Annotated in this window: 22 protein-coding genes and 1 pseudogene; 1 reads left to right on the top strand and 22 read right to left on the bottom strand. The window is 28.2% G+C overall.

The features are described 5' to 3' along the window. Positions 1-57: 57 nt before the first annotated feature. Positions 58-816, bottom strand: coding sequence for a MerR family transcriptional regulator (locus tag ACQRD5_RS11715; RefSeq protein WP_320902269.1), 759 nt, complete (start codon positions 814-816; stop codon positions 58-60). Positions 817-1039: 223 nt separating this feature from the next. Here ACQRD5_RS11715 and cdd point away from each other — a divergent pair, with 223 nt between their 5' ends. Continuing rightward, positions 1040-1456: a cytidine deaminase gene (gene cdd / locus ACQRD5_RS11710; RefSeq protein ID WP_291629330.1), complete on the top strand. Its 417-nt coding sequence runs from the start codon at positions 1040-1042 to the stop codon at positions 1454-1456. Between the two features lie 187 nt (positions 1457-1643). On the opposite strand, the gene ACQRD5_RS11705 is transcribed toward cdd, so the two are convergent. The 21 genes and pseudogenes from ACQRD5_RS11705 to ACQRD5_RS11605 form a co-directional block, all read right to left on the bottom strand. After that, complete coding sequence (locus tag ACQRD5_RS11705) at positions 1644-2309, bottom strand: N-acetylmuramoyl-L-alanine amidase (RefSeq protein WP_320902267.1); 666 nt, start codon at positions 2307-2309, stop codon at positions 1644-1646. A 262-nt stretch (positions 2310-2571) separates the two neighbouring features. Then, positions 2572-3300, bottom strand: a complete 729-nt coding sequence (locus ACQRD5_RS11700; protein WP_294168513.1) for a hypothetical protein — start codon at positions 3298-3300, stop codon at positions 2572-2574. Beyond that, positions 3300-4709 carry a sensor histidine kinase gene (locus tag ACQRD5_RS11695; protein ID WP_294168511.1) on the bottom strand — a complete coding sequence of 470 codons (1410 nt, stop codon included), beginning with the start codon at positions 4707-4709 and terminating at the stop codon, positions 3300-3302. The genes ACQRD5_RS11700 and ACQRD5_RS11695 overlap by 1 nt, the downstream gene beginning before the upstream one ends. 6 nt (positions 4710-4715) lie before the next feature. Continuing rightward, positions 4716-5369 (bottom strand): response regulator transcription factor, encoded by a 654-nt coding sequence (locus tag ACQRD5_RS11690; RefSeq protein ID WP_291629321.1) that lies wholly within the window; start codon positions 5367-5369, stop codon positions 4716-4718. 226 nt (positions 5370-5595) lie between these two features. Next, positions 5596-7308: an NADH-dependent [FeFe] hydrogenase, group A6 gene (locus ACQRD5_RS11685; RefSeq protein ID WP_294168508.1), complete on the bottom strand. Its 1713-nt coding sequence runs from the start codon at positions 7306-7308 to the stop codon at positions 5596-5598. Then, complete coding sequence (locus ACQRD5_RS11680) at positions 7302-9134, bottom strand: NAD(P)-binding protein (protein ID WP_291629317.1); 1833 nt, start codon at positions 9132-9134, stop codon at positions 7302-7304. Before ACQRD5_RS11680 ends, ACQRD5_RS11685 begins: the two co-directional genes overlap by 7 nt. 515 nt (positions 9135-9649) lie before the next feature. Then, the gene (locus ACQRD5_RS11675) at positions 9650-10303 is read right to left on the bottom strand and encodes an HAD family hydrolase (protein ID WP_294362266.1); all 654 of its coding nucleotides are present in this window, start codon (positions 10301-10303) and stop codon (positions 9650-9652) included. Positions 10304-10371: 68 nt separating this feature from the next. Beyond that, entirely contained in the window at positions 10372-10761 is a 390-nt protein-coding gene (locus ACQRD5_RS11670) for a hypothetical protein (RefSeq protein ID WP_294362269.1), read from the bottom strand. Between the two features lie 98 nt (positions 10762-10859). Continuing rightward, entirely contained in the window at positions 10860-11504 is a 645-nt protein-coding gene (locus ACQRD5_RS11665; RefSeq protein WP_291629311.1) for a hypothetical protein, read from the bottom strand. Positions 11505-11639: 135 nt separating this feature from the next. Beyond that, the gene (locus tag ACQRD5_RS11660) at positions 11640-11783 is read right to left on the bottom strand and encodes a MerR family transcriptional regulator (RefSeq protein ID WP_291629309.1); all 144 of its coding nucleotides are present in this window, start codon (positions 11781-11783) and stop codon (positions 11640-11642) included. 287 nt (positions 11784-12070) lie between these two features. Further along, positions 12071-12589 (bottom strand): HdeD family acid-resistance protein, encoded by a 519-nt coding sequence (locus tag ACQRD5_RS11655; RefSeq protein WP_294362273.1) that lies wholly within the window; start codon positions 12587-12589, stop codon positions 12071-12073. Positions 12590-12905: 316 nt separating this feature from the next. Continuing rightward, positions 12906-15740, bottom strand: a complete 2835-nt coding sequence (locus tag ACQRD5_RS11650; RefSeq protein ID WP_427746842.1) for a family 16 glycosylhydrolase — start codon at positions 15738-15740, stop codon at positions 12906-12908. 471 nt (positions 15741-16211) lie between these two features. Next, positions 16212-16401 (bottom strand): annotated as a pseudogene (locus ACQRD5_RS11645) (DUF6323 family protein); the annotation flags it as partial. Beyond that, positions 16331-17002 (bottom strand): nitroreductase family protein, encoded by a 672-nt coding sequence (locus ACQRD5_RS11640; RefSeq protein ID WP_294362277.1) that lies wholly within the window; start codon positions 17000-17002, stop codon positions 16331-16333. The gene ACQRD5_RS11640 and the pseudogene ACQRD5_RS11645, both read right to left, overlap by 71 nt. Before the next feature lie 25 nt (positions 17003-17027). Beyond that, entirely contained in the window at positions 17028-17390 is a 363-nt protein-coding gene (locus tag ACQRD5_RS11635; RefSeq protein ID WP_291629302.1) for an ArsR/SmtB family transcription factor, read from the bottom strand. A 32-nt stretch (positions 17391-17422) separates the two neighbouring features. Then, on the bottom strand, positions 17423-18244 hold the full coding sequence (locus ACQRD5_RS11630; RefSeq protein WP_294170795.1) for an N-acyl homoserine lactonase family protein: 822 nt from the start codon (positions 18242-18244) through the stop codon (positions 17423-17425). Positions 18245-18420: 176 nt separating this feature from the next. Next, positions 18421-20307 (bottom strand): endonuclease MutS2, encoded by a 1887-nt coding sequence (locus ACQRD5_RS11625; RefSeq protein ID WP_320628250.1) that lies wholly within the window; start codon positions 20305-20307, stop codon positions 18421-18423. Positions 20308-20737: 430 nt separating this feature from the next. Further along, entirely contained in the window at positions 20738-21373 is a 636-nt protein-coding gene (locus tag ACQRD5_RS11620; protein ID WP_294170798.1) for a glycerol-3-phosphate acyltransferase, read from the bottom strand. Positions 21374-21389: 16 nt separating this feature from the next. Further along, entirely contained in the window at positions 21390-22199 is an 810-nt protein-coding gene (locus tag ACQRD5_RS11615; protein ID WP_336624148.1) for an MGDG synthase family glycosyltransferase, read from the bottom strand. Continuing rightward, positions 22193-22513: a hypothetical protein gene (locus tag ACQRD5_RS11610; RefSeq protein ID WP_294170800.1), complete on the bottom strand. Its 321-nt coding sequence runs from the start codon at positions 22511-22513 to the stop codon at positions 22193-22195. The genes ACQRD5_RS11615 and ACQRD5_RS11610 overlap by 7 nt, the downstream gene beginning before the upstream one ends. Positions 22514-22582: 69 nt before the next feature. Beyond that, on the bottom strand, positions 22583-23326 hold the full coding sequence (locus ACQRD5_RS11605) for an arginase family protein (RefSeq protein WP_291632072.1): 744 nt from the start codon (positions 23324-23326) through the stop codon (positions 22583-22585). Positions 23327-23400 lie beyond the last annotated feature (74 nt).

Genomic DNA, 23400 nt, shown 5'->3' with positions numbered 1-23400 from the left:
TCTTTATATCAGAATAAAAGGATTATGGATAGCCATAATCCCTTTAATTAACTATTACTATTTTGCATACCTTACTATTATATCTCTCAAAGTATTTACTACTTCTTTACCTGCTTTATCATTATAATATTTTGCAAATCTTTCATCTGAAACATACATTTCAGCTAAACCAATATGAGCTTCCTTTGAATAACTAGGCCATGTGAAGCTAAGCCACTTTTTATGATTCTCATAAACTTCTTTGGCTTCATTTGATTCTAGGTCTGAAGTTCTGACAACTTCTAGTAGTCCCTTAAAGAGCTCTTCCTCAATTTTATTCATTTTATTAAAATCTTCTTCACTCATATTCATAAACTTCTTATTAGAAGCTTCAACTGTCTCATTACCATATTTGTCTCTAATTTCTTTTCCGTACTTTCTCTCATTTTCTTCTAAACCTGCTTTTTTTAATCCTTCAAATTTTTCTTTATTAGACATAACTATTTCCCCTTTCTTATATTCAATAGTCTTTTCTACAGTTAAAATCAATTGATCAAGTTGATTTCTCTTAGAAATGAGGTTTTTTCGATGTTCAATTAATGATTGGCAGCTATCAAAACTAGGATTAGAAATTATATTTTGAATTTCTTCAAGTTTAATATCCATAGATCTATAAAGTAAAATCTGCTGTAATTCATCAACTTCTTTTTCACCATATATCCTATATCCAGATGAATTAACTCTACAAGGTTTTAATAAGCCAATTTCATCATAGTATCTAAGAGTTCTAGTACTTATACCTGCCATTTCAGCTAGCTTCTTAATTGTATATTCCATCATCATTCCTCCTTACAAGTTAATAATAGACCTTTACGTTGCGTTAATGTCAATACATATTTTAGTATTTTTTTATATCTTTAAAAACAAATTTATCTTTAACTAAAATTCATATATACACAGGTATTTAATAGTGTTATAATAGAAATCCACTTAATGTTATATACTTTTAAAGTGAGATATATCTTTAAATCATTATTGAGGAAAGTGTCAGGTGAAATTTATGATTGATGCAAAATTATTAGTTGAAAAGGCTTATGAGGCTCAAAAATTTGCTTATACTCCTTACTCTAACTTTAATGTTGGTGCAGCATTGCTTGGTACAAATGGAAAAATATATTTAGGTTGTAATATAGAAAATGCCGCTTTTACACCAACAAACTGTGCTGAAAGAACTGCTTTTTTTAAAGCTGTATCAGAAGGGCAACATGAATTCCTTGCAATTGCAATAGTAGGTAATAAAGCAGATGCTGAGGAAACTGAATACTGTGCTCCTTGCGGAGTATGCAGACAAGTAATAGCTGAATTCTGCGATCCGAAAACCTTTAAAATTTATCTTGCTAAAAATAAAGATGAATTTAAAGAATATACATTAGAAGAACTTTTACCACTAGGATTCACTGGAAAAGATTTAGATTAATATATAATTTAAAAATAAACTTATTTTTATATAATTTAAAATAAAGGGGCTGTCTCAACAGCTCCTTTATTAAAAATGTATACTTATTAATGTAATTCCTTTGTAATTACTAAGAATATATATTTTTTAGACACTCATAGCGAAGTGTCTTCTTTAATTTTTCATTTCACATTGTGTATAGCGACTTTTAATTAGTATTAATACTTTCTATTATTGCATTTGCAACAGCTTCTGCTAGTAATTCTTGATTATATTCATCAGAAAAATATATTCTGTCATTATAACTATTCATAAATCCAAATTCTATTAGTATAGAAGGAATATTATTTTCTCTTATTACATATAAGCTCTCACTTCCATCTAGCATAGGACGTCTTTCTGTATAATTTAAGTTTTCTAAATTCTCCTCTATCTTTGTTCCTAAACTTACACTATTATAATCATTATAGTTTGTCCATACTTCAAAGCCATATATATCTTCATATGAATAGATATCTATATAGTCATTTATATGAAATGATATAAAATATTCTGCATTAGATGAATTTGATATCTTCACCCTACTTTTTAAATCTTCTTTCTCATTTTCCCCTAACACCACATCTTCATTTCTTGTATAAATAACATTAATATCATTTTTTTCTAATATATCTCCAACCTTATTAGAAATATTTAATACAATATCCTTCTCATAAATTGAGCCAAATTCAGCTCCTACATCGTGTCCACCATGTCCTGGATCAAGAATTACACTTACTCTATTATCAACCTCTTCAATGAATAAAGTATCACCATTCCTTACTGAAGTTAATTTGAAGCTGAATGAATTACCTAAAAATTTATTTAAAATCAATATAAATATTAATAAAACTAGACATACTCTAATTCTTTTTAATGCTATTCTTTTTTCCTTCTTCTACGTAATTTATCAATACTTTTCATTTTAACTCCTCCTATTATAAATAGTTAGTGTAAAGTTTTTACACTAACTATTTATAGATAGTGTAAAAACTTTACACTAACTATTTATAATAGGAGGAGCTTGTAATGTTTAAGTATATAAAATGTATCTTAGTTGTAATTTATTTATTAAATTTTTATGATTAAATTGTTTGTTAGTTTGGCAATAAAGATATTTCAATTAAAGAACTTAGTTTGTCATTTTCTAAATTGCTTTGTATAGTAAGTAATAACATTGAATCTTCTGATGTTAGACTACCATAACCAAGCTCACTTTTACTATAATTACTCATATTTATTCCTAGGTAATCTGCATATATTTTTAAGGCTTCCTCTATGTTAATATTTTCTTTTTTATCTTCTGTAAAGTCATATGCTACTATACTCCATATATCTCCTGTATATGCATTTTGCTTTACTTCTATATTTAATCCATCACTTTTAAATCTAATTATCCAATAACTATATGCATAATTAATTCTTGTTTCTTCAACTGACTTTCTACCTAAAAAAGCTTGTGTATTCCAGTAGTTATCTATTTCCTCAAAGTCTTTGGGAAGTACTCCTTTTTCACAAAAATATTTTATATCTTCAATTGCTTTACTTACTGCTTCATCCATAGTTAACTGATTTATAATTGGTTCATGAACTTTTATATCTCTATTATCATTCCAAGTAATTAATATATTTCTAATTTCTTCTGTAGTTAAATCACTATTGCTAATTGAATTGTTACTATTAATATCATTTCTATATTCTTGAACTTCTGATAAAAGTCTCTTTTCTTGATTATATAGTAAAAATCTAGTAAGTCCCCATCCACCTATAATAATTATAACAATTAATATAACCCCAATTAAAGTTGATTTCTTTTTATTCTTCATTATGGATTACCTCCACTAACATATACCTCTAAAGAGACTATTGTTCCTCTATTTACTTCACTAGAAATTTTCAAATTACTTTTATGAATTTTAGCTATTTTCTCACATAATGCTAATCCAAGTCCAACACCATGTTGTGCTCTAGATCTTGATTTATCAACCATATAAAAAGCTTCTGTTATCCTATCTATTTCTTCCCTTGGAATACCTCTTCCATTATCATTGACCTCAATGTGATATCTATTATCATTAATTTTATAACCTATTATTTTTAACTTATTTGAATCTGCTTTAATGGAGTTATCCAGTAGATTCAAAATTAACATTTTAAATAAATCAAATTCAATTTCTATATATTCATCTTCTACATCTAAAGAAATATTAATATTTTTTTCTTTAATTATTGGATTTATTGTATCTAAAATATTTTGAAATACTTCTTTACTACTTAATTGTTCCAAAATAAAATTTTGCTTATTAAGCATTGTTAAATCCATAAGCTTAAAGGATAAAGCCTCTAATCTTAGACCTTCATCCAAAATATATCTAGCAGCATTTTTTATTTCTTCTTTGGGTAACTCTCTATGATAAATCATATCTGCATATCCTATAACAGATGTTAATGGTGTTTTTAATTCATGAGCAAAGTTAGTAACAAAGTCTTCTTTTCTTTCTGAATCAATTTCTAACTCTTGAATTTTTTCTTCTATAGCTTCAGACATCATATTAAAACTTTTAGCTAATTCCCCTAACTCGCCATTGTCACTATAATCTAAATACTCATTATAATACCCACTAGCAATTCTCGAACTTGACTTAATCAGCTTTTTAATTGGTCTTGTAATTAAAGTAGATAATATCATCATAACTACTGCTCCAGCTAAAATAGCGATAAAATAAATCAAATCAAAGTTTTTTTCCATATCCTTCTTATGAGATAAAATTCCACTTATATTTGTAGCTGAAACTAAATAATATATACTATCATCATGCTTAAAACTTCCTCCAACCATAATAAGTTGACTATCATTTAAATCTTCTATCTTACATATTATTGAATCTTCTTTTATTAAATTTACTATATCAAGACTTATATTATTTGGTAGATTAGAGGATATTATTTTTTTATCTTCACTAAGCAATACTATTTGGTTTCCCTCAATTGTATATCTTGAAACATCTAAAATAGATAAATCATATTTTTCTTTTATTGATTGTTTTCTATTTTTACTCATTAATAACTTAGATTGAATATTATATTTTATATAGGTATACTGATTTTTTGCTTGATCAATTTCTCTGTTCATATAATTTTTAAAAGAAGATGAAATTAAAACATATGCTGATAATGATAAGAATAAACTTAGGGTTGCTATAGAGCATAAAAATATCTTTACATACAGCTTCATAAAACTTTATACCTCTAATCTATATCCTATTCTAAATACTGTTTTTATATTATTTTCCCATCCTAATTTTTTTCTTAACCTTTGAATATGTAAATCAATAGTTCTTGTATCTCCCATAAACTCTTCTTGCCATACTCTTTCATATAATTGATTTCTGTATAGTGCTATATTTTTGTTACGTATAAGTTCTAACAATAAATCAAATTCTTTTACTGTTAAATCAACATATTTACCATCCTTAATGACAGATCTAGAACTTGGATTTATCTTAACACCTAAAATATCATAAGTCTTATCTCCTCCATTTACTCTTCTTAAGACAGCTTCTATCCTTGCTATTAACTCTCCAATTTGAAATGGCTTTACTATATAATCATCTGCTCCTAACTTTAAACCTTTTATTCTATTTTCTACTGTTCCCTTGGCAGTTATAAATATTACAGGAATTTTAAGTGGTTTTATATATTCTAAAAGTTCATATCCATCAATACCTGGTAACATAATATCTAATAAAATTAAATCAAACTTTTCATCTTCAATTATATTTGCAGCATCAATTCCATTAAAAACACACTTACACATATATCCTTCTGCAATTAAATTAATTTTTATTAAATTTGATATTGGCTCTTCATCTTCAACTATCAATATTCTTTGCATATAAGTATCCTCCTTAAATCTAATATAATATCATAGAGATGTATTAAAGTTGTAAATTGTTATTCTATATTTATTATTTGTAATAATATTGTAATTTAGTAACCTTATAATAATCTTAAAATTTAATGTAATAACAACAATAAATAAGAGAGTTGATAAAATACAAATCAACTCTCTTATTTGTTTTCTTATTAAAAATGAATATTTACTTTAAAAGCCCTACATATTAGCGAGATTTACTATGTGAAAAATGAAGAAGATCATGTGCCCTTCTAGAAAGTGGTTCACCTAAATATTCATTATAGCACTTAATTACCATAGGGTTTTCATGAGAAAATCTCCATTTAGAATTTCTATCAAGACCATATAACACATCAGCTCTATCCTCTGCAAGCTCTTGATTATAGAATATCGGTTGTCCACCGCCTCCAGAGCAACCTCCAGGACATGCCATTATTTCAACAAAATCATATTTAACTTCATCTCTTTCTATAGCATCCATAAGCTTTCTAGCATTACCAAGACCGCTTGCTACAGCTACTCTTAAAATATTGCTTCCAATAGCAAATTCAGCTTCTTTCCATCCATTCATTCCTCTTACTTTTTTGAAGCTATCAGCCTTTGGATTTTCTCCTGTAAGCAAGTAATAAGCACTTCTTAATGCAGCCTCCATTACTCCTCCTGTAGCTCCAAAAATAATGCCTGCTCCTGTTCCATCTCCTAGTATACTATCCATATCTTCATCTTTTAAATCCTTAGGATTTATATGCTCTGCTCTTATCATCTTTACAAGCTCTCTTGTTGTTAGCACTGCATCTACATCTATATCTGCATCTGATCCATTTATACCTACTATATCCTTTTCGTATTTTTTTGCAGTACATGGCATTATTGATATACAGTATATTTTGCTTGGATCAATATTCATCTTTTCTGCAAAGTATGTCTTTGTTATTGCGCCAAACATTTGTTGTGGAGACTTTGCTGTAGAAAGTTTTGATACATATTCTGGATATTCGGATTTTATAAATCGTACCCATCCAGGGCAACATGATGTAAACATTGGAGGTTTATAACCATTTTTTAACTTTTTAACTAATTCAGTACCTTCCTCCATTATAGTTAAATCAGCAGCGAAGCTAGTATCAAATACATAATCAAAGCCTATTCTTCTAAGTGCATCCACTATTTTTCCTACAGTAGCTTCTTCCCTAGAAAGTCCTATTTCTTCTCCCCAAGCAACTCTAACTGCAGGGGCTATCTGTACTACTGTAATAATTTCTGGATCTGCTAATGCTTCAAAAACTTTTTCAGTATCATCTCTCTCAACTAAGGCTCCTACTGGACAATGAGTTATACATTGTCCACATAAAGAACAATTTGTATCCTCTATTCTATTATTTTTATATACACCAATATTAGTTCTAGAACCACTTCCTGTTGTATCCCATACTCCTAAAGATTGAACTTTATTACATACTTGAACGCATCTCATACACTTTATACATTTTTCATTATCTCTTATTAAAGGAAAATCCTTTCTCCAAGGTTTATATTTTATTTCTTCTTTATAAGGCAAATAATTTATTCCTAAATCTCTTGATATACTTTGAAGCCTACAGCTTCCATTCCTAGTACATGTAGCACAACGGAAATTATGCTGTGAAAGTATAAGTTCTACATTAATCTTCCTAGCTTTTCTAACTCTTGGGCTATTAGTCCTAATAACCATTCCGTCTGAAACAGGAGTATTACATGCTGCTGCAAGTTTATTAACTCCTTCAATCTCAACTAAGCAAACTCTACAGGCTCCTATTTCATTGATATCCTTTAAGTAGCAAAGTGTAGGTATTTCTATTCCCGCAATTCTTGCTGCTTCAAGAATTGTAATTTCTCTAGGCACAAATACTTTTTTATTATCTATTATAAGACTTACCATTTATCTACTCTACCTCCCTTGAAGGCTCCACAGCCTAAATGATCACAACGTAAACATCTTCCTGCTTCCTGTTTTGCTTCTTCTAATGTAAGAGATTTTTCAACCATATTAAAATCTAAAACTCTTTCCTTCGCTGACCTTTCATACATATTAGATCTTCCCCATGAAATACTACTTTTAAATTTAATAGGTGGTATTTCTACATCATTTTTTATTATATGCTTGTATCCAAAATAACTATCGATATTGGCTGCAGCAACTTTACCAGAAGCTATTGCTTTAATTACTGTAGATGGTCCTGTAACGCAATCACCTACTGCAAATATTCCTTTTTCACCACATACTTCTCCTGATTCTGATACAATAATTCTTCCCCTCTTAGTACTTATTCCACAATTTTCAAAATACTTAGATTCGATATCTTGACCTACAGCAACTATTACAATATCACATGGTATAAATTCAGGTTCTCTCTTAGAATTAAGAGGTTTTGCCCTCCTATTTTCTATAGGTCCTATAATTTGAGGTTGGAACCATGCACCTCTTATCTTGTCTTTTCCATCTTCCTCTATACTTATTGGTGCCATTAGTTCAATAACTTCACACCCTTCTGCTATAGCTCCTTCTATCTCATCAGCTAATGCTGTCATATCTATTTTTCTTCTTCTGTATACTATATTTACTTCAGATGCACCAAGTCTAATTGAGGTTCTTGCTGCATCCATAGCAACATTTCCTCCACCTATTACTACAATACTCTTTCCTCTAAAATCAGGTGATTTATCATCAGCAACTTCTCTTAAAAGTTGTACAGCTGATATTACAGATGGTGAGTCTTCTCCTGGTATTCCAAGCTTCTTATGACCATGTGCTCCAATTGATACATATACTGCATCATATTTTTCTCTAAGTTCCTCCATTAAAATATCTTTTCCAATGGAAACTTCTGTCTTCACCTCAACTCCATTAGATAATATAGTTCTTATTTCTCTTTCTAACATGTCTTTAGGCAATCTATAATTAGGAATTCCATATTGAAGCATTCCTCCAAGCTTTTTTCTTTTTTCAAAAATTGTTACTTTATGTCCCATAAGACTTAAGTAATAAGCAGCTGTAAGACCACTTGGCCCTCCTCCTACTATAGCAACAGATTTATCTGTTGGTGGATAAGGTTTAGGTATGGGAACATAGCCTGCCTCTTCTACAGCTGTTCTTTTTAACCCTCTTATATTTACGGAGTAATCTAAATTATTCCTTCTGCATTTACTTTCACAAGGATGTTCACAAACTAGAGCACATGTTAAAGGAAGTGGATTGTCCTTTCTTATAAGTCTAACTGCATCAGCATATCTTCCTTCCTCTACTAAAGCTATATATCCTGGTATATCAACTTCTGCTGGACACTGTTCTGTACAAGGTATAGACTTTTCATGTCTCTCTACACAATCATAACCATTTATATGAAGCTCATAATCATCTCTAAATCCTTTTATTCCAGTTAACACCATTTCAGCTGCCTCATAGCCTAATGCGCAGTCTGCTGAATCTGCAATTCCCTCTGCTGTTCTTTGTATAAGCTTAAGAGTATCCTCTGTGCCTCTTCCTTCTAATACATCATCTATTAAATTTTCAAGTTGCTTAAGCCCTATTCTACATGGTACACATTTACCACATGTATGGCACTGACATATTCTTAAGAAAGCAGCCGCTAAATCTACTGGACATGATCTTTTAGGACTAACAGCTATTCTTCTTTGTAAATCTCCATATAATTCATCTATAGTTTCCTGAGCCTTATCTATAGGAGTATTAATTAATCTATTCATGTTTTTTCCTCCTTATCAATTGAATATTTTAAAATATACTATAGTAATTAAATTTTTTTCTAACAGCACAATATACAATAAGTAAAAATGATAATCTAACAAACATTTTTTCTGTATAAAAATATTAAGCAAAACTTAATCATTAAAAGTTAAGATGTGGTAAGTACTCAACTTCTGCTTATAAAAAAATTCATCTTATCTATATAATAATCAAGGGGTAACATGAAAAAATTTAATAAGTGGTCTTCTCCTTTCTATATTATTATTTCTTTTATTTTAATCCACCCTCCTTATGATTTTTATCTATATTAATCAATACTGTAGTACTTTTTATAGATATTTAATTAGTTCTAAATTTTAATTTTTACATCAAGTATACGTTTTCAACGCTCTATACTTTAAATTTAACTCCTAGTTATAAGGATGTCAATAACCGTTAAATATATATATTATATCTGTATTAATTTAGATATGAAAAATAGTAGCTAACATTAAAACAAGCTACTATTTTCCTATTAATAATTTATTATTATATTTTTTAGTTCTATTGTATTATCTGCTAAGTAATCAGCCTGTGCCTTGGCTAACTCCTCCTTACCTCTAAAGCCCCAAGAAACACCTATACACTTAATACCAGAATTTCTTGCTGTCATTACATCTACATTTGAATCTCCTATATAAATACATTCACTCTTTGAAACATTAAATTTCTTTATTATTTCTAAGACTGAAGTTGGATCAGGCTTCTCTTTATAATTTTCTCTATGTCCCAATATCACATCAAATCTATTGCTAAAATACTTATTTACAATTTCTATTGTAAATTCATGCTTTTTATTTGATACAACTGCAAGTTTTATTCCTTTTACTCTTAGCTCATCTAAGAGAGTTATTATTCCTTCATAGGGCTTGGTCATCTCTATCATATGTTCATTATAATATTCGCTAAATATTTCTAATACTTTTTCAACTGTTTCCTTATCCTTTTTATTATTAGGTACAGCTCTTTCAACTAACTTATATATTCCATTTCCAATAAACTTCTTATATTCTTCAACTTCATGTGTTGGAAAAGAAAATTTATTTAAGGCATAATTACAAGCATTAGCTAAATCATCTAATGTATTTAGTAATGTCCCATCTAAATCAAAGATTGCTACTTTAAACATAAATTCCTCCTTAGTTGTAATTATATTTAATTTTATTATATCATATTACAATATGAGGATTAACTCTGCTAAGCTAGAATTAATTTTGATTTAGTGGTCTTTAATTTATTAAAAAGGAAAAATGGGAAAAATGGATACGGATAAATTATAGGGAAAACTCTCTTAATAGAATTGAACGGAAAACCTCTACGTCTAAATCTTCTATGTCTTCTCATTCTACGACCTTTTCCAAATTGCCTTTGTACATTGGATTGATTCATAGATTGATCCATATCCTCTTCATCATCCATAACATCTTCTCCAACTAACATAGTAATTCCGTTAGCATCTACTTTCTCAATCATTCCATCTAATGTGCTTCCATCTTTCATAACTATGGTTATATGGTAGCCCATTAAACTATTGCACTCATCATATAATTCCTGTAAACCACCATAATCAGCTCTTTCATAATTCATTTTTTATCACATCCTTTCTAGTAGCATAATATTCTACCCTACTAGAAAAGGTACTATTTAGATGAATTTTTTCAACAAATTAAATTTGCATTTATACATTAGTTATTTATTTTTATTATATTCATATTTTCATCATACTTGATTCCCATTTCTTTAGACATTAATTCATTCAACTCTACTAACTTATCCTGATACTCTCTGTAATCACTGCTTAATATCTTCATATTAGATATAAATATATCATAATACCCACTACTAATAAAAAATTCATTAAGTTGTTTTTTAAACTTATTATATGGATTCATAAACTTTCTTAATGACTTATGATTTCGCCTATCTATGCTATCTAATATTTTTTTCTTATAAACTTCTAATTCTTGTCCTTCAGCATTTAACATATTATTTATTTCATTCTTCATACCTTCGTTAATACTTTTATACATATCATCTGTCATATTTTCATATCCAAGTTCAATAAATTTAGGTATTTTTATTTCTGGAACATTATCTAAAAACTCAATTATTTCACTTAAAGCTTTATACTTCTCTGCCGTATCTAAGGGCTCATTTAAATATGGTGCAAAATGATATGCTAGATATTTTCCTATTCCACTTGGGAATGCTCTAATTAATTCTTTTCTAATAAAATCTCCACTATTTCTTTCATTTTCTATAATTTCTTCATTTAGCTTATTTATATAATTTTCAGTGAACTCATTATCTATAATTCTTTCTAAATACATTTTTTGAAATTTTATTTGAATTTCTTGTTTCTGCTTTTTCTCAATTATGTTACTTATAGTTGATTTCTTATCTTCACTTTTTATTATTTCCTTTATATCCTTAATGGGTATATCTAGTTTTCTATAAATAGATATCTACTTTAATAGCAACACATCTTCTTGAGTATATTCTCTATATCCATTATCACCTTTCATAGGCCTTATCAATTTTTGCTTTTCATAATATGAAATAGCCTTCTTTGTTAATCCAGTTAACTTACACACCTCATTTATAAACATATAACCACCTCTAATAATATGTTAAGGTAATCCCCTAGGTATTAGTCAATAAGAAACTTATATTTTTATAAATCTTCTTACCTCTCTTAGATTCTTATATTTTTTGTTTTTTTAACCTAATTGTCATAGATTATATTTAATGAATAAAAACTAACTAATAAAGCTAGTCGCAAGCAATCATATGATTACTTAGACTAGCTCCTTTTTTAATATCTACATTAAATTTCTGTTATACTAAATTTATGATTTTCTTAAATATTCAACTTCTATTACCTTGATTATTATCTCTAAATATTAATTTTCTTTATTTTATATCCAATATACATTTCAAAAATTGCTATAAATACAAGATATACTCCTATAGCATAAGGAATATATTTTAAAGTAAATGAAATAACTATAGGACAAAGTGTTATAAATCCACCTAATACTATAGATATAATAGATAAGATTGTTAACAAGTTAAAGCCTAATAATTGATATTTTGAAATTATAACCATATTATACATACCTTTTATAAATGTCCATATTCCATATATTAAAATTAGATTTTCAACTGTTGCTACAGGATTTCTCCATACCAATATACCAAATAATAAATCTATAATTCCTGTTAGTATGTAATATAACTTTGAATAGCTTACAAATCCTCCAATTATTCTTAATACAGCTGCTATTATTATAAAAAATCCACATATTTTTGTGAAACTTAAAAATGCATTTACTGGATTTATAAGAAAAATTACTCCTAGTAAGGCTAATATTATACCTTCAACCATAAAAGCTTTTCCTAATAAATTTTTCATTTAATTCAACTCCTTTCGCTAATCCTATATATAATATTTTAATTTTTTTGAAATATTATACTTTATTATTTTACTTAACTTAAAATTATATTTTCAGAAATCATCTTAATATTTTTTGTATATAATTCATTATATAATATAATTACATATTTTTTCAATTCGTTTATTAAATTACATAATTGTAAATTATTATTTATATCATAACCTTTCAATAAAAAAGAGCTACGCACCAAATTTCAGTGCCATAGCCCCATTTAAATATATTTTTAGATTACTAAAGATATTAAAATCTTCACTCTTACATAATTTCTAAAGACTAGTAAGCTTTTTTTCTCTTTAAAATAACTAATCCACTCATAGCACATAATGCTAATAATACATAAGGTATAATAGCAAACTCATCACCTGTGTTAACTATAGAATTTGTATTAGTAGTAGTATTAGTGCCTGAAATAGTATTAACATCTGTATTATAAGAAATAATATTCTCACTACTTATAACACCATTTTCCTCATAAACTAATGCATAAATAGAGAACCTGTCTGTTGCAAATGTTAAAATATTTCCCTCTCTCTTTGTAGCAAGTTTTTCAGCTTTTCCATCATGTAGTCTTACTATATAGAATATTTCCTTATCTTGATACTCCTGTGGAATATTAACCTTTATTTCTATTTCTTCTGAAAGGTTGTCTATTGCATCAACTATTTCATCATCTATGCTTATTACAACTTGTATATCTAAATAATTTGCAACCTTTTCATTATCTTTTACTATAGCATCAATTGAGTTCTTATCTGTTTCAGAAACATTATTTGCTTCTTTTGAGTTAACAATAACCTTTGATACTATTGTTTTTCTAGCTGCAACAGCATCTTCTATTTTCTTTTTAGCATTATCATCAACTTGTGTGACTACTTTACCAGCAAGTATATTTTCAACTATAGTCACAACTTCTTTTTCAACTTTCTTTAAAGAATCTTCAGAAATATTATCACTAGAATCTGATGATAAAACAGCATTAACTAAAATATTAGGATTTGTAGTTTCACCTGGATTTTGTTCTACATTGATAGGTAAAGTAAATACTGTTTTTCTTAAATTAGTTTCATTTAATGTATTCGCAAATACTGCATTATAAGTATTTACATTCTTATCTAATACTGTTTCAGGATTTTCCCATGACCATCCATCAGGTAAAGTTACAGAAGATAGCTTCTGTCCTTCAACGCCAGCTAATTCTTCAGGAAGAACAACTAACTTTAAAGTTTTTCTTGCTAATTTACTTGTTACAGGAACTTTATCACTTATTCCATCAGTTGTTCCTTTTGGCACAGCTGTATAATGAATATTATAAGCTCCAGCTTCTAAATCTTTTAGTGAATCTATTAAACCATTTTCACTTGAGTTTGAATACACTAATTGTACCTTTGTTTGTCCGTTATTATCTGGTCCAATTCCATTATTTACAAACATAAATTCATCTTCAATAGAATAACGAACTTCATATTCAGTTGATGTATTTTCAGTATTTAATTCAACATAATTTAATAAGTCTTCACTATTAATATCTTGTCCCTGAGTTATAGTAATATTTTTATCATTACTATCTAATTTGCTTGTAAGAGTAGGCATATCACTATAGTATTCAGCTGCAGCAGCTGCTTGTTCACTATTTTGTGACCATTTTACCCAGTCAATTACAAATTGAGTATCATCTTCTGCTAGATATTCACCAGCATCGCCTGCCCAGTTACCTCCAGTAGCAAGATTTAATTGAATGTATTGAGGTCTACTTAAACTTAATTTAGCAGCTTGCATTTGTTCATTAGCTAAATCATCAAAATAGATAACATTATATATTTCACCATCTACATACCATTCAATCTTTGTTTCTGTCCAGTTAATTCCATAAATGTGGTAATCATTAGCAAGATCTTCTCTAAATGAAGCGCTTGCGCCTGTTGCATTATCATATCTTTGACCGTAACTTCCATCCTTATCTATGTCAGTAGTTTTAGCCCAATAGAAATGTGGAGTTCCATAAACTGTTTTATTACTTTGTCCATTCGCAGCTCTTTCTCCTGACTGTAAACGTTGATCAGTAGGTCCACCAATCATTTCCATAACATCAATTTCACCACAAGTTGGCCATCCATAAGCTTGTCCTAAATCAATTAATCCATCTAATGAGAAATCTGCACCTAATGTCCAGAATGCTGGGAATGCTCCTTTTCCTTTTGGAAGCTTTGCTCTCATTTCAATACGACCATATAAAAATTCTTTTTGACCAGCAGTCCTTACGCTTCCAGAATTATAAATTATTTGTCTAGGATTTGTAGCCCTTATTGATGGATTTGTATAGTTATATTCATCTGGACGTTCTGTAACTTTTAATGTAAGGTTACCATCTTTAACAAAAACATTTTCTTCGCTATCTACATAGTGTTGTTGTTCATTACCTCTAATACGTCCTAATTCATAACCCCATATACTTGTATCTAAGCTATCCCCATTAAAATCATCAGTCCACTTAACTACAGTATCAGACTTTTTCTCTTGAACAACTTTAACATCATCTATACTTACAGTTGCATTACTACATGCAGTTCTAGCATTACCTTGTGCATACTTAATTAAACCTACAACTACTTGCTTGTTTCCTTCTTCAGGTGTAAATTCAATTTCAAATGTTTCCCATCCATTAGTCTTTTTAATTTCTACTTGCTTGAAATTTCTATTTAATGCATACTTTACAACTAAGAATACACCTGGTACCTCATTACTTTCAGAGTCAACTTTAACCTTAGCTGTTAGCTTATAATTCTTTCCAGGCTCAACATCAACATATTGAACAAGATAATCATCGCTAGTTCCTTTTTCAATAATACCATAATAATTATCTCCTTCTAACTTGTTATAAGAAGCGTTATTTGTTTTCGTCACCCAATGAGAATTTTTACTAAAATCTCCATTGAATACATGACTTAAATCATTATATTCAAGCTCTTTTGCTTCTTTAACATTACCTAATTTATTAGCCTCAGCTGGTGAATATATTCCCTCTGCATAAGTAATACTAACACCTTGCGATAAAAGCATAGATGCACTTAAAAAAGAAACTAAATATTTTTTCAATCTTTTTTTATTCATACTTCTTCCTTCCTTATAAACAACTTATATTTTTATATATTTTCGTCATTCTACAAAGTCATCATTTTATTTAGTTATCAGCAAATAGTCTTTTTATTTATGTAAGCCATAAATTCTTCGAATATTATAACTTGATAAATATTCACCTCCATTATTAAATATTTCATTTGTTGCTAATAGTTTAGAAACCTATTATTTCATTAATTGATACTTAATAATAATCAACTCTATAAAGAAAACGTTTTTAAATAAAACTTTAATTATAAATAATTATATATCATTATTTGCAAATATCAAATAGAAAATTAATAATTTTTTCTCCATAAAAAAGGAGCTTCGCAATATTTTTTTGTCGAATGCTCCTTCTACACTTATTTTTCATTTGTAAATTGAAAAAGTAACTTCCGTAGACTGACTTTACTCGCATCTACAATAGCTTACGCTAAAACGGAAGTTAGTTTTGTATTCAACGCTATAGTTATATTGTGAAATATATGGCGAATCACAAAAACTCTCAATTATTTTATTTATTATCTGACCACTCCAAGGTAATATTTCTTGTTTTAATTATCTCTTTTATGTCATTGTCATTAAGCTTTATCCCACTTCCAACCTTGGTACCCAGCCCCAACTTCAAAATGATATTTAACAATTCCAAGATCAAGTTTTGTATAAAATCCCTTTAAAGCCTTCGCACCTACTGCGTTTCCGTCCAAAGTAATAATGAACTTTTGTTGATTCATAGCTGTTGGGGCAAGTTGTGTAGCCTCCATACCGCTTTTAAACCAATCAGGCATCTCTCCATTAACCCTACAAAGTTCCTCTATGGTTTTTGTTTTACGCTGAACTCCAAGTGTTTCCCCATATCCTAAAGCAATTACACAATGTATTTTTTCACCCTTGTTTATTATACATTTAGTTTTAGATTTGCTATAAGTAAGAGCCACCCAGCATGTATTAAGTCCTAATTGCGCTGCCCTAAGCACTATTTTCTCTCCATAATAGCCACTTTTCTCTTCGAAATCTTTGCCCTTCTTACCTATTATAGCAATATAATTTTTTACATTTTTAAATTTTCCATAGTGGCTCATAAAACTATCAAAGGCTTTTGGTTCATCTATACATAACTGAATATTTAAACCACTTTCAGCATTACATTCTTCAATAACTTTATTTAATTCCTTTTGTATATCTTCATCAATCTTACGATCAGTATAACTACGTACAGAATGACGCTCCTTCATTGCTTGTAAAATATCCATAATCTCTTCCCCCATTCATATTTTATTATATTTCTTTTATTTCATTATTACATGGAATACTTTGTACTATTCCATATATATAATTCATAAGCTCTGTTAACTCTCTCCATTGAGTTTCACTAGAATTAACATAATAATAATTCATTGTACCTTCTCTACGCATATTTATTATTCCACAATCCTTTAATATACGAAGATGATGAGAAACTGCAGGTCTTGATAAATGTGTCTTCTTAGTAATTTCTCCAACTCTAATTCCATTACAGTCACTTTCAAGTAAAGCAATAATTATTGATTGTCTTGTTTCATCTCCTAAGGCTATAAATGCCTTTCGGCAACTCTTAAAATCATTTGATAATTTAAGCATTCTTTTTTTACATTCATCCATATCTGTAACCATCCTTTTATATGAACTATTGTTTATAATTCTATTACATGTGGCTTTATATTTGGATCATGAGTTGCTAAAACTTCTACGCAACTTTTATCCATTGCCATAGTCTGTACCCACTTTAATGACTTAATCATATTGTCCTTATCTGAAAGAGGACCAGGTAACCTAATATTCTCCCATGACTCTTTCGCATATCCACAATCTGCAGTAAGTAGAACAAATTTATCATTATTCCTTACCATTGTTATAAAATTACCTTCTGTATGACCATTTGCATCTCCTAGTAGAATTGTTCCATCTTCAAAAACATCAAATGCTCTATTAAATGGTCCATATTTAGAATCCTTCATACTAAAATATTTAATATCTACGTCTTTCCAAATCCTTTTTGAATATCTTATATTCCCCTTTGCTACAGATTTAAATTCTTCTTCACTTATTAATATTTTTTTAGCATCTTTTACAAGTTCAACTCCACTAACATGATCTACATACATATGACTGATAAATACGTAATCTAAATCTTTAGTCTTTATGCCAAGCTTTAAAAGTTGTTCATCAATTGCCTTCCCTTCAGGTAGTCTTGCTTTACTTGCCATATTTAGTCTATAAGACATATGTTTTCTTTGATTTATTCTAACATCACTATGCCATCCTGTATCAATTAGAATTAGCCCTTTGGGATGTTCTATCAAATAAGCAGAAACAGGAAGCCAAATTTGCAACTTTTTACTTCTACCAATTCCTGTATAAGCTATTGGATTTTTAGAAACATCTCTAAATGGGACTGCTGGATCAACTCCTACCTCTCCACAATGCAATACATGGATTTTAATTTTATCCTTCATGTTAATCATTCCTTCTTTATTTAACTTTAAAATCATACTATTGAATCGATTAATAATAGTTTAAAAGTTTAAACCATTATAACATGAAAATTTAAAGATATTTCAATGGTAAAGAAATTCGATACCATTAAAATATCTTTATGCACAAATCACTAATAAATTATCTATCTCTCATATTATATTGAATTTTTTCTTATTTTTTTCAACACTTTTTTTGAACCACGACTTATATCATGCTCTAGTTTTCTCTCCTTGTAGCTTGTAAATAATTGATTTAAATCATATCCTTCTGGATATAATTCACTAGCCTTTAAATCTAATTTTACTCTCCTATAATTTACCTCAACAAAATCATTTTTATAAAGCACTACTATATTATTTAATTCATTAATCTCTTTATAAACTATAGCACTTTCATTTTTATCTAATAGAATCACCCTATCTCCTACACAGTAATTATATTTAGATTCTAATACTTCTATTTCTTCTTTTTTTCTTATTACTTTACTTTCTCTTATTAATCCGTAGTTATAATCTTTTGTTTCTATATACTTTCTAGCTTTACTTATTATTGAGTCAGAAATACCCATCTTCTTAGATATATATAAGGCATTGCTATCACCACTTCTACCAATATAAAGCTTATATAAAGGCTCTAGTGTATCCTTTTTAAATTCCATAGCAGCATTTTCGAAGTCTGGATGAGATTCTGAAAAATTTTTTATTTCTCCATAATGGGTAGTGGCTACTGTAATACAACCCTTATGATACAACTCCTCTAAAATTGCTATAGCTAAAGCTGCCCCTTCATTTGGTTCTGTACCACTTCCTATTTCATCAAATAATAATAAAGTAGATTTTGTACTTTGTTTTATTATTTCTGCTAAATTCTTTACATGAGAAGAAAAAGTGCTTAATGCATTTTCAATACTTTGATTATCTCCTATATCAACAAATATTTTATCAAAGACTGATATTTCTGTTCCTTCTTTAGCTGCTATATGAAATCCTGATTGTACTGCAAGAGTTAAAATACCAACAGTTTTTAAAACTACTGTCTTTCCTCCTGCATTTGGACCTGTTATGATTAAAGTTCTATAACCCTTTCCAACTTCAAAATTAAGAGGTACTCCATTTTTTATTAAAGGATATTTTCCATCTACTATTTTTATATAACCATAATTATTTAACTTAGGTTTTATACCTGAAATATCATTACTATACTTAGCTTTAGCCCAAATCATATCATATTCAGCTATTACTTCTATATTTATTTTTAAATCTCTTATTCTTTCATTTAACATTTCAGTAAGCATACCTAATATCTTATATTCTTCAATACTTTCTTCTATTTTTAAAGTAGCTAGTTCTGAAGTATATCTAGAAATTGTATCTGGCTCCATAAATACTGTTGATCCTTTTGATGAAGCTTCAATAACAGTTCCTTTAACATATTTCTTATAAGCTGACTTTATTGGAATTGTATATCTGCCATTTCTCTTACTTATAAAGAACTCTTGAATATATTGTTTATTTTCACTATTCTTTAAAAATCTATCTAATCTTTCTCTTATTTTTTCTTCACATTCATCTATAAGCCTTCTTATCTTCTTTAGCTCCTTACTTGCATTAGAATCTACAACAGAACCTCTAATGCACTTATTTATCTCATCTTCTATATAACTTAAATCTGTTATGTTATCACCATAACTACATAATGTTGGTGCATATCCTTCCTTATCTTTAACAAATAGCTTAACTTTTCTACATCCCCTTAAAAAGTCGCTTATTATAGTTAGATCTTCTGGATCTAGAGATGCTCCTTTTTCAATCTTTTCAATATGAGGCGTTATATCAAATATTCCACTTAAAGGTATGTGGTATGAAGCTTCTAAAAGCCTTCTTCCTTCTGAAGTTTCATCCAGTTTCTTATTTACGATATTCAAATTGCTACTTGGCTCAAGTTTATCTATTAAAGTTTTTCCTAACCCACTTACACAATAACTCTTTACTATTTCTTTTAATTCATAATAATTTAATTTCTCTAATGTTACTTTATCCATTTATTTATTCCTTTCCTGTATTAAATGCATACAAGTCACGAAACCTTGATAGATTTCATAATTTATAAAAATAAAAAAAGCCATGGATACTTCCACAGCTAAAAATTCAATCACAGAAAAAGGTATATTATACCCATGTATTTTTATTCGCGGACTTGTATCAATATAGTTTAATTAATTCCACAACAAATAAAGGTTAAAAAACCTGATTTTTTGGGAATCAATATTAAGTTAACTATTTGATACTATACACTCACAAAAATACCTCTCTTTATTTGAAATCTATCTATTTTTAATATATTCTAATTTCTATGATACTGTCAATATTTTTTCCTCCACAGTTAATTAAAATTAATCCACAAATTAATAGCTAATTAGAAATAATCCACAAATAATTTGTGGATTTTCTTTAATATTAGACTACTACTGATTAAAATTTATTTCTATTAATTTCTCTTTCCTTTAAAGCCTCATAGAAAGGAACTATTCTTAATTTCTCTCCTTGATATTTAAGAAAATGTCTATAAACAACAATACTTGATATAATAATACATCCTAAGATAATTGAACTATTATCTTCTAGTAATAAGCAAGTTAAACTAAAAAATGAAAATGTAATAATAGACCTAAAAAAATGTGGATTTATAATTATTACTATTGAAAATAATATATAAAAAAATGCTAAAATAATTACTGGCTCAACTATTGGATATAATCCTAAAAGCACCCCAAAGGAAACTGCAATTGATTTCCCACCTTTTTTTAAATTAAATACAGGGTATGCATGCCCTAAAACAGGAGCTACTAAAACACCTGAAAACAATATATTTTCTATATTTAATGATTTTGAAGCTATCCATATTGGGAAAAATCCTTTCCCTAATTCAAATAGTAGGACTAATATTCCATAAAAAACTCCTCCATTAATAAATGCGTTTACTACTCCTGGATTTTGATCTGTACTCTTCCCCCTTATATCTATCTTTAAAAATATTTTTGGAATTAAGTAAGCATATAATATACTACCTGATAGGTATCCAGTTATAATAAATATTAAATATCCCATATAAACTTCTCCTATGCTAATTATCTTCTTTATTAATCAAAATATGCATTAACTTTATAATATCCTTTGCAGCATTTAGTTTAGCATTTTCTCTTTGCTTTTTTAACATATTATTTCTTAGTTCATAGTTATATAGCAATGTCTTGCCTTGTTCAATTTGATCAGCAATTTTTTTAGAATGAAGTGCCATCCCTTTTTCCACAAAGAATTCCATATTCTTAGTTTCACATCCTGGAATAGGAGCAGTATGAACTAAGGGTCTATTTTTTACAATAACTTCTGTTGATGTTAATCCACCAGGTTTTGTATATACCACATCTGCTGCATCCATATAAGTGGATATTTTATTAGTGTAACCTATAATATTTACATTACTTTTATTCTTAAATTCTTTTTCTAAAAGGCTTCGCAACTTTTGGTTATTCCCACATATAACAGCAATCTGTTCACCATTTTTACATTGTCTATTTAACTGAATAGTAAAAAGCTGAATTTTCCCAAAACCCATACCGCCACTCATAATTAAGTACATAGGCTTATCTGTATTAAGATTTAATTCCTTCTTTGCTTTTCTCATTTCTTCTTTAACATAAAAGTCTTTCCTCACTGGAATTCCTAACGGATATAACTTTTCTTTTTGAATACCTCTTTGTATATATTCATCCATCATTATTTCATGTGGAATTACATAAGCATCACATTCAGTTTCTTCCCAAAAAGGAATACATGTATAATCAGTACTTATAGCTATAGTCTTTTCATTAAGCATTTTCTTTTTCTTCATATATGTCATAGTTTCTGCTGGGAAAAGATGTGGCATTAAAATAATATCAAATTTATTTTTTCTAAATATTTTTCTAAATGCTTTGCCATTAATGAGTTTGAATAATAAACTGGTGATTTTCTTTTATCTGATGATATCTTAAGTGCAGCTTTATAAATAAAATAGAAAAAATGTGGAGTATATTTAGCAATATTAATATAAGCCCCTCCAACAACTTTCGAAGTTCTATCACTTGAAAGCTTCATATAATCAAGCATAACTGCTTTATGCCCCTCCTTTTCTAAAGCTTCCTTCATTGCCTTTCCTGCTATATTATGACCTTCCCCTGTATTGCAGGATAAAATTAATACCTTCATTTATACCTCCAAATATTGCTATATTTTATTGCTATAATATATGTTACTTTTATTTAACTTGTCAAAATATCAAAATTGATCTTCTTTATTTAAAAAGTTAATTAATATTGAATTAACTTTATCATTATTCTTAATTTCAATAACTTTTCTCAAATCATTTTCTCCACATATATCTAATCCAATAATTTTATAATTAGAAATTATAATGTGAAGAAATTTCTTTAATTCATCAAAACTCATTAGACCTTGATCCCATGATGTATCAACTACTTTTTCACTTAATACATCCTTATCTATTGATATATAAATTGGAAGTTTATCATCTAAAAATCCGCACAATTTTTCTTTATTTATACTTTTCAGATCATAGTCACAAATACATTTTACCTTATCTAAATACTTATTAGGAATTGTATCCTTTTGTTCTTTACTTAATCCAATTATAAGAACATTTTTTAAAAAATTATTCTTATCTATTGCATCCATTATCCAAGAACCACAAGATAATATATCTCCAAAGGATGGCTTTACCATATCTGAATGGTGATCAAATACTACTAAAGTAAACTCTCTTTTTATCTTATTTATCCATAATTCACTTACATAATGATAATTACCTGAATCTATAAAATGTATTCCCTTTGGTTCTAACCCCTTCAATTTTTGCTTTATCTCATTAAATGCATTTTTATCACAGTAACCATTAGTCCCATTAATCTCTGTGCAGTCTATCCAATTATATTGTTTATCTAGAAAAAATTTCTCATTTTCATAAACATGAGAGAAATTCATAATTGTTAATAATTCTTCCATAAAATCTCTCCTTTTATATTTATATTTATTTTATCATATTTTTACCTTTAAAATAACTTAGAGAAAATATAGTA

Source organism: Clostridium sp. SGI.024 (assembly GCF_050315195.1).
In the GTDB taxonomy this organism is placed as follows: Bacteria; Bacillota; Clostridia; order Clostridiales; family Clostridiaceae; genus Clostridium.
This window is presented reverse-complemented; position numbering and strand designations above follow the sequence as displayed.

Bases quoted from the DNA above. Each gene is read 5' to 3' on its own strand.
- ACQRD5_RS11670 (WP_294362269.1), bottom strand. From the start codon at position 10,761: ATGAATTATGAAAGAGCTGATTATGGTGGTTTACAGGAATTATATGAT.
- ACQRD5_RS11635 (WP_291629302.1), bottom strand. From the start codon at position 17,390: ATGGATGAATGTAAAAAAAGAATGCTTAAATTATCAAATGATTTTAAG.
- ACQRD5_RS11660 (WP_291629309.1), bottom strand. From the start codon at position 11,783: ATGTTTATAAATGAGGTGTGTAAGTTAACTGGATTAACAAAGAAGGCT.
- ACQRD5_RS11605 (WP_291632072.1), bottom strand. From the start codon at position 23,326: ATGGAAGAATTATTAACAATTATGAATTTCTCTCATGTTTATGAAAAT.
- ACQRD5_RS11675 (WP_294362266.1), bottom strand. From the start codon at position 10,303: ATGTTTAAAGTAGCAATCTTTGATTTAGATGGGACATTACTAAATACA.
- ACQRD5_RS11685 (WP_294168508.1), bottom strand. From the start codon at position 7,308: ATGGTAAGTCTTATAATAGATAATAAAAAAGTATTTGTGCCTAGAGAA.
- ACQRD5_RS11620 (WP_294170798.1), bottom strand. From the start codon at position 21,373: ATGGGATATTTAATATTTATTATAACTGGATACCTATCAGGTAGTATA.
- ACQRD5_RS11625 (WP_320628250.1), bottom strand. From the start codon at position 20,307: ATGGATAAAGTAACATTAGAGAAATTAAATTATTATGAATTAAAAGAA.
- ACQRD5_RS11700 (WP_294168513.1), bottom strand. From the start codon at position 3,300: ATGAAGAATAAAAAGAAATCAACTTTAATTGGGGTTATATTAATTGTT.
- ACQRD5_RS11715 (WP_320902269.1), bottom strand. From the start codon at position 816: ATGGAATATACAATTAAGAAGCTAGCTGAAATGGCAGGTATAAGTACT.
- ACQRD5_RS11650 (WP_427746842.1), bottom strand. From the start codon at position 15,740: ATGAATAAAAAAAGATTGAAAAAATATTTAGTTTCTTTTTTAAGTGCA.
- cdd (WP_291629330.1), top strand. From the start codon at position 1,040: ATGATTGATGCAAAATTATTAGTTGAAAAGGCTTATGAGGCTCAAAAA.
- ACQRD5_RS11680 (WP_291629317.1), bottom strand. From the start codon at position 9,134: ATGAATAGATTAATTAATACTCCTATAGATAAGGCTCAGGAAACTATA.
- ACQRD5_RS11630 (WP_294170795.1), bottom strand. From the start codon at position 18,244: ATGAAGGATAAAATTAAAATCCATGTATTGCATTGTGGAGAGGTAGGA.
- ACQRD5_RS11695 (WP_294168511.1), bottom strand. From the start codon at position 4,709: ATGAAGCTGTATGTAAAGATATTTTTATGCTCTATAGCAACCCTAAGT.
- ACQRD5_RS11655 (WP_294362273.1), bottom strand. From the start codon at position 12,589: ATGAAAAATTTATTAGGAAAAGCTTTTATGGTTGAAGGTATAATATTA.
- ACQRD5_RS11690 (WP_291629321.1), bottom strand. From the start codon at position 5,369: ATGCAAAGAATATTGATAGTTGAAGATGAAGAGCCAATATCAAATTTA.
- ACQRD5_RS11640 (WP_294362277.1), bottom strand. From the start codon at position 17,002: ATGGATATTTTACAAGCAATGAAGGAGCGTCATTCTGTACGTAGTTAT.
- ACQRD5_RS11665 (WP_291629311.1), bottom strand. From the start codon at position 11,504: ATGTATTTAGAAAGAATTATAGATAATGAGTTCACTGAAAATTATATA.
- ACQRD5_RS11610 (WP_294170800.1), bottom strand. From the start codon at position 22,513: ATGAAGGTATTAATTTTATCCTGCAATACAGGGGAAGGTCATAATATA.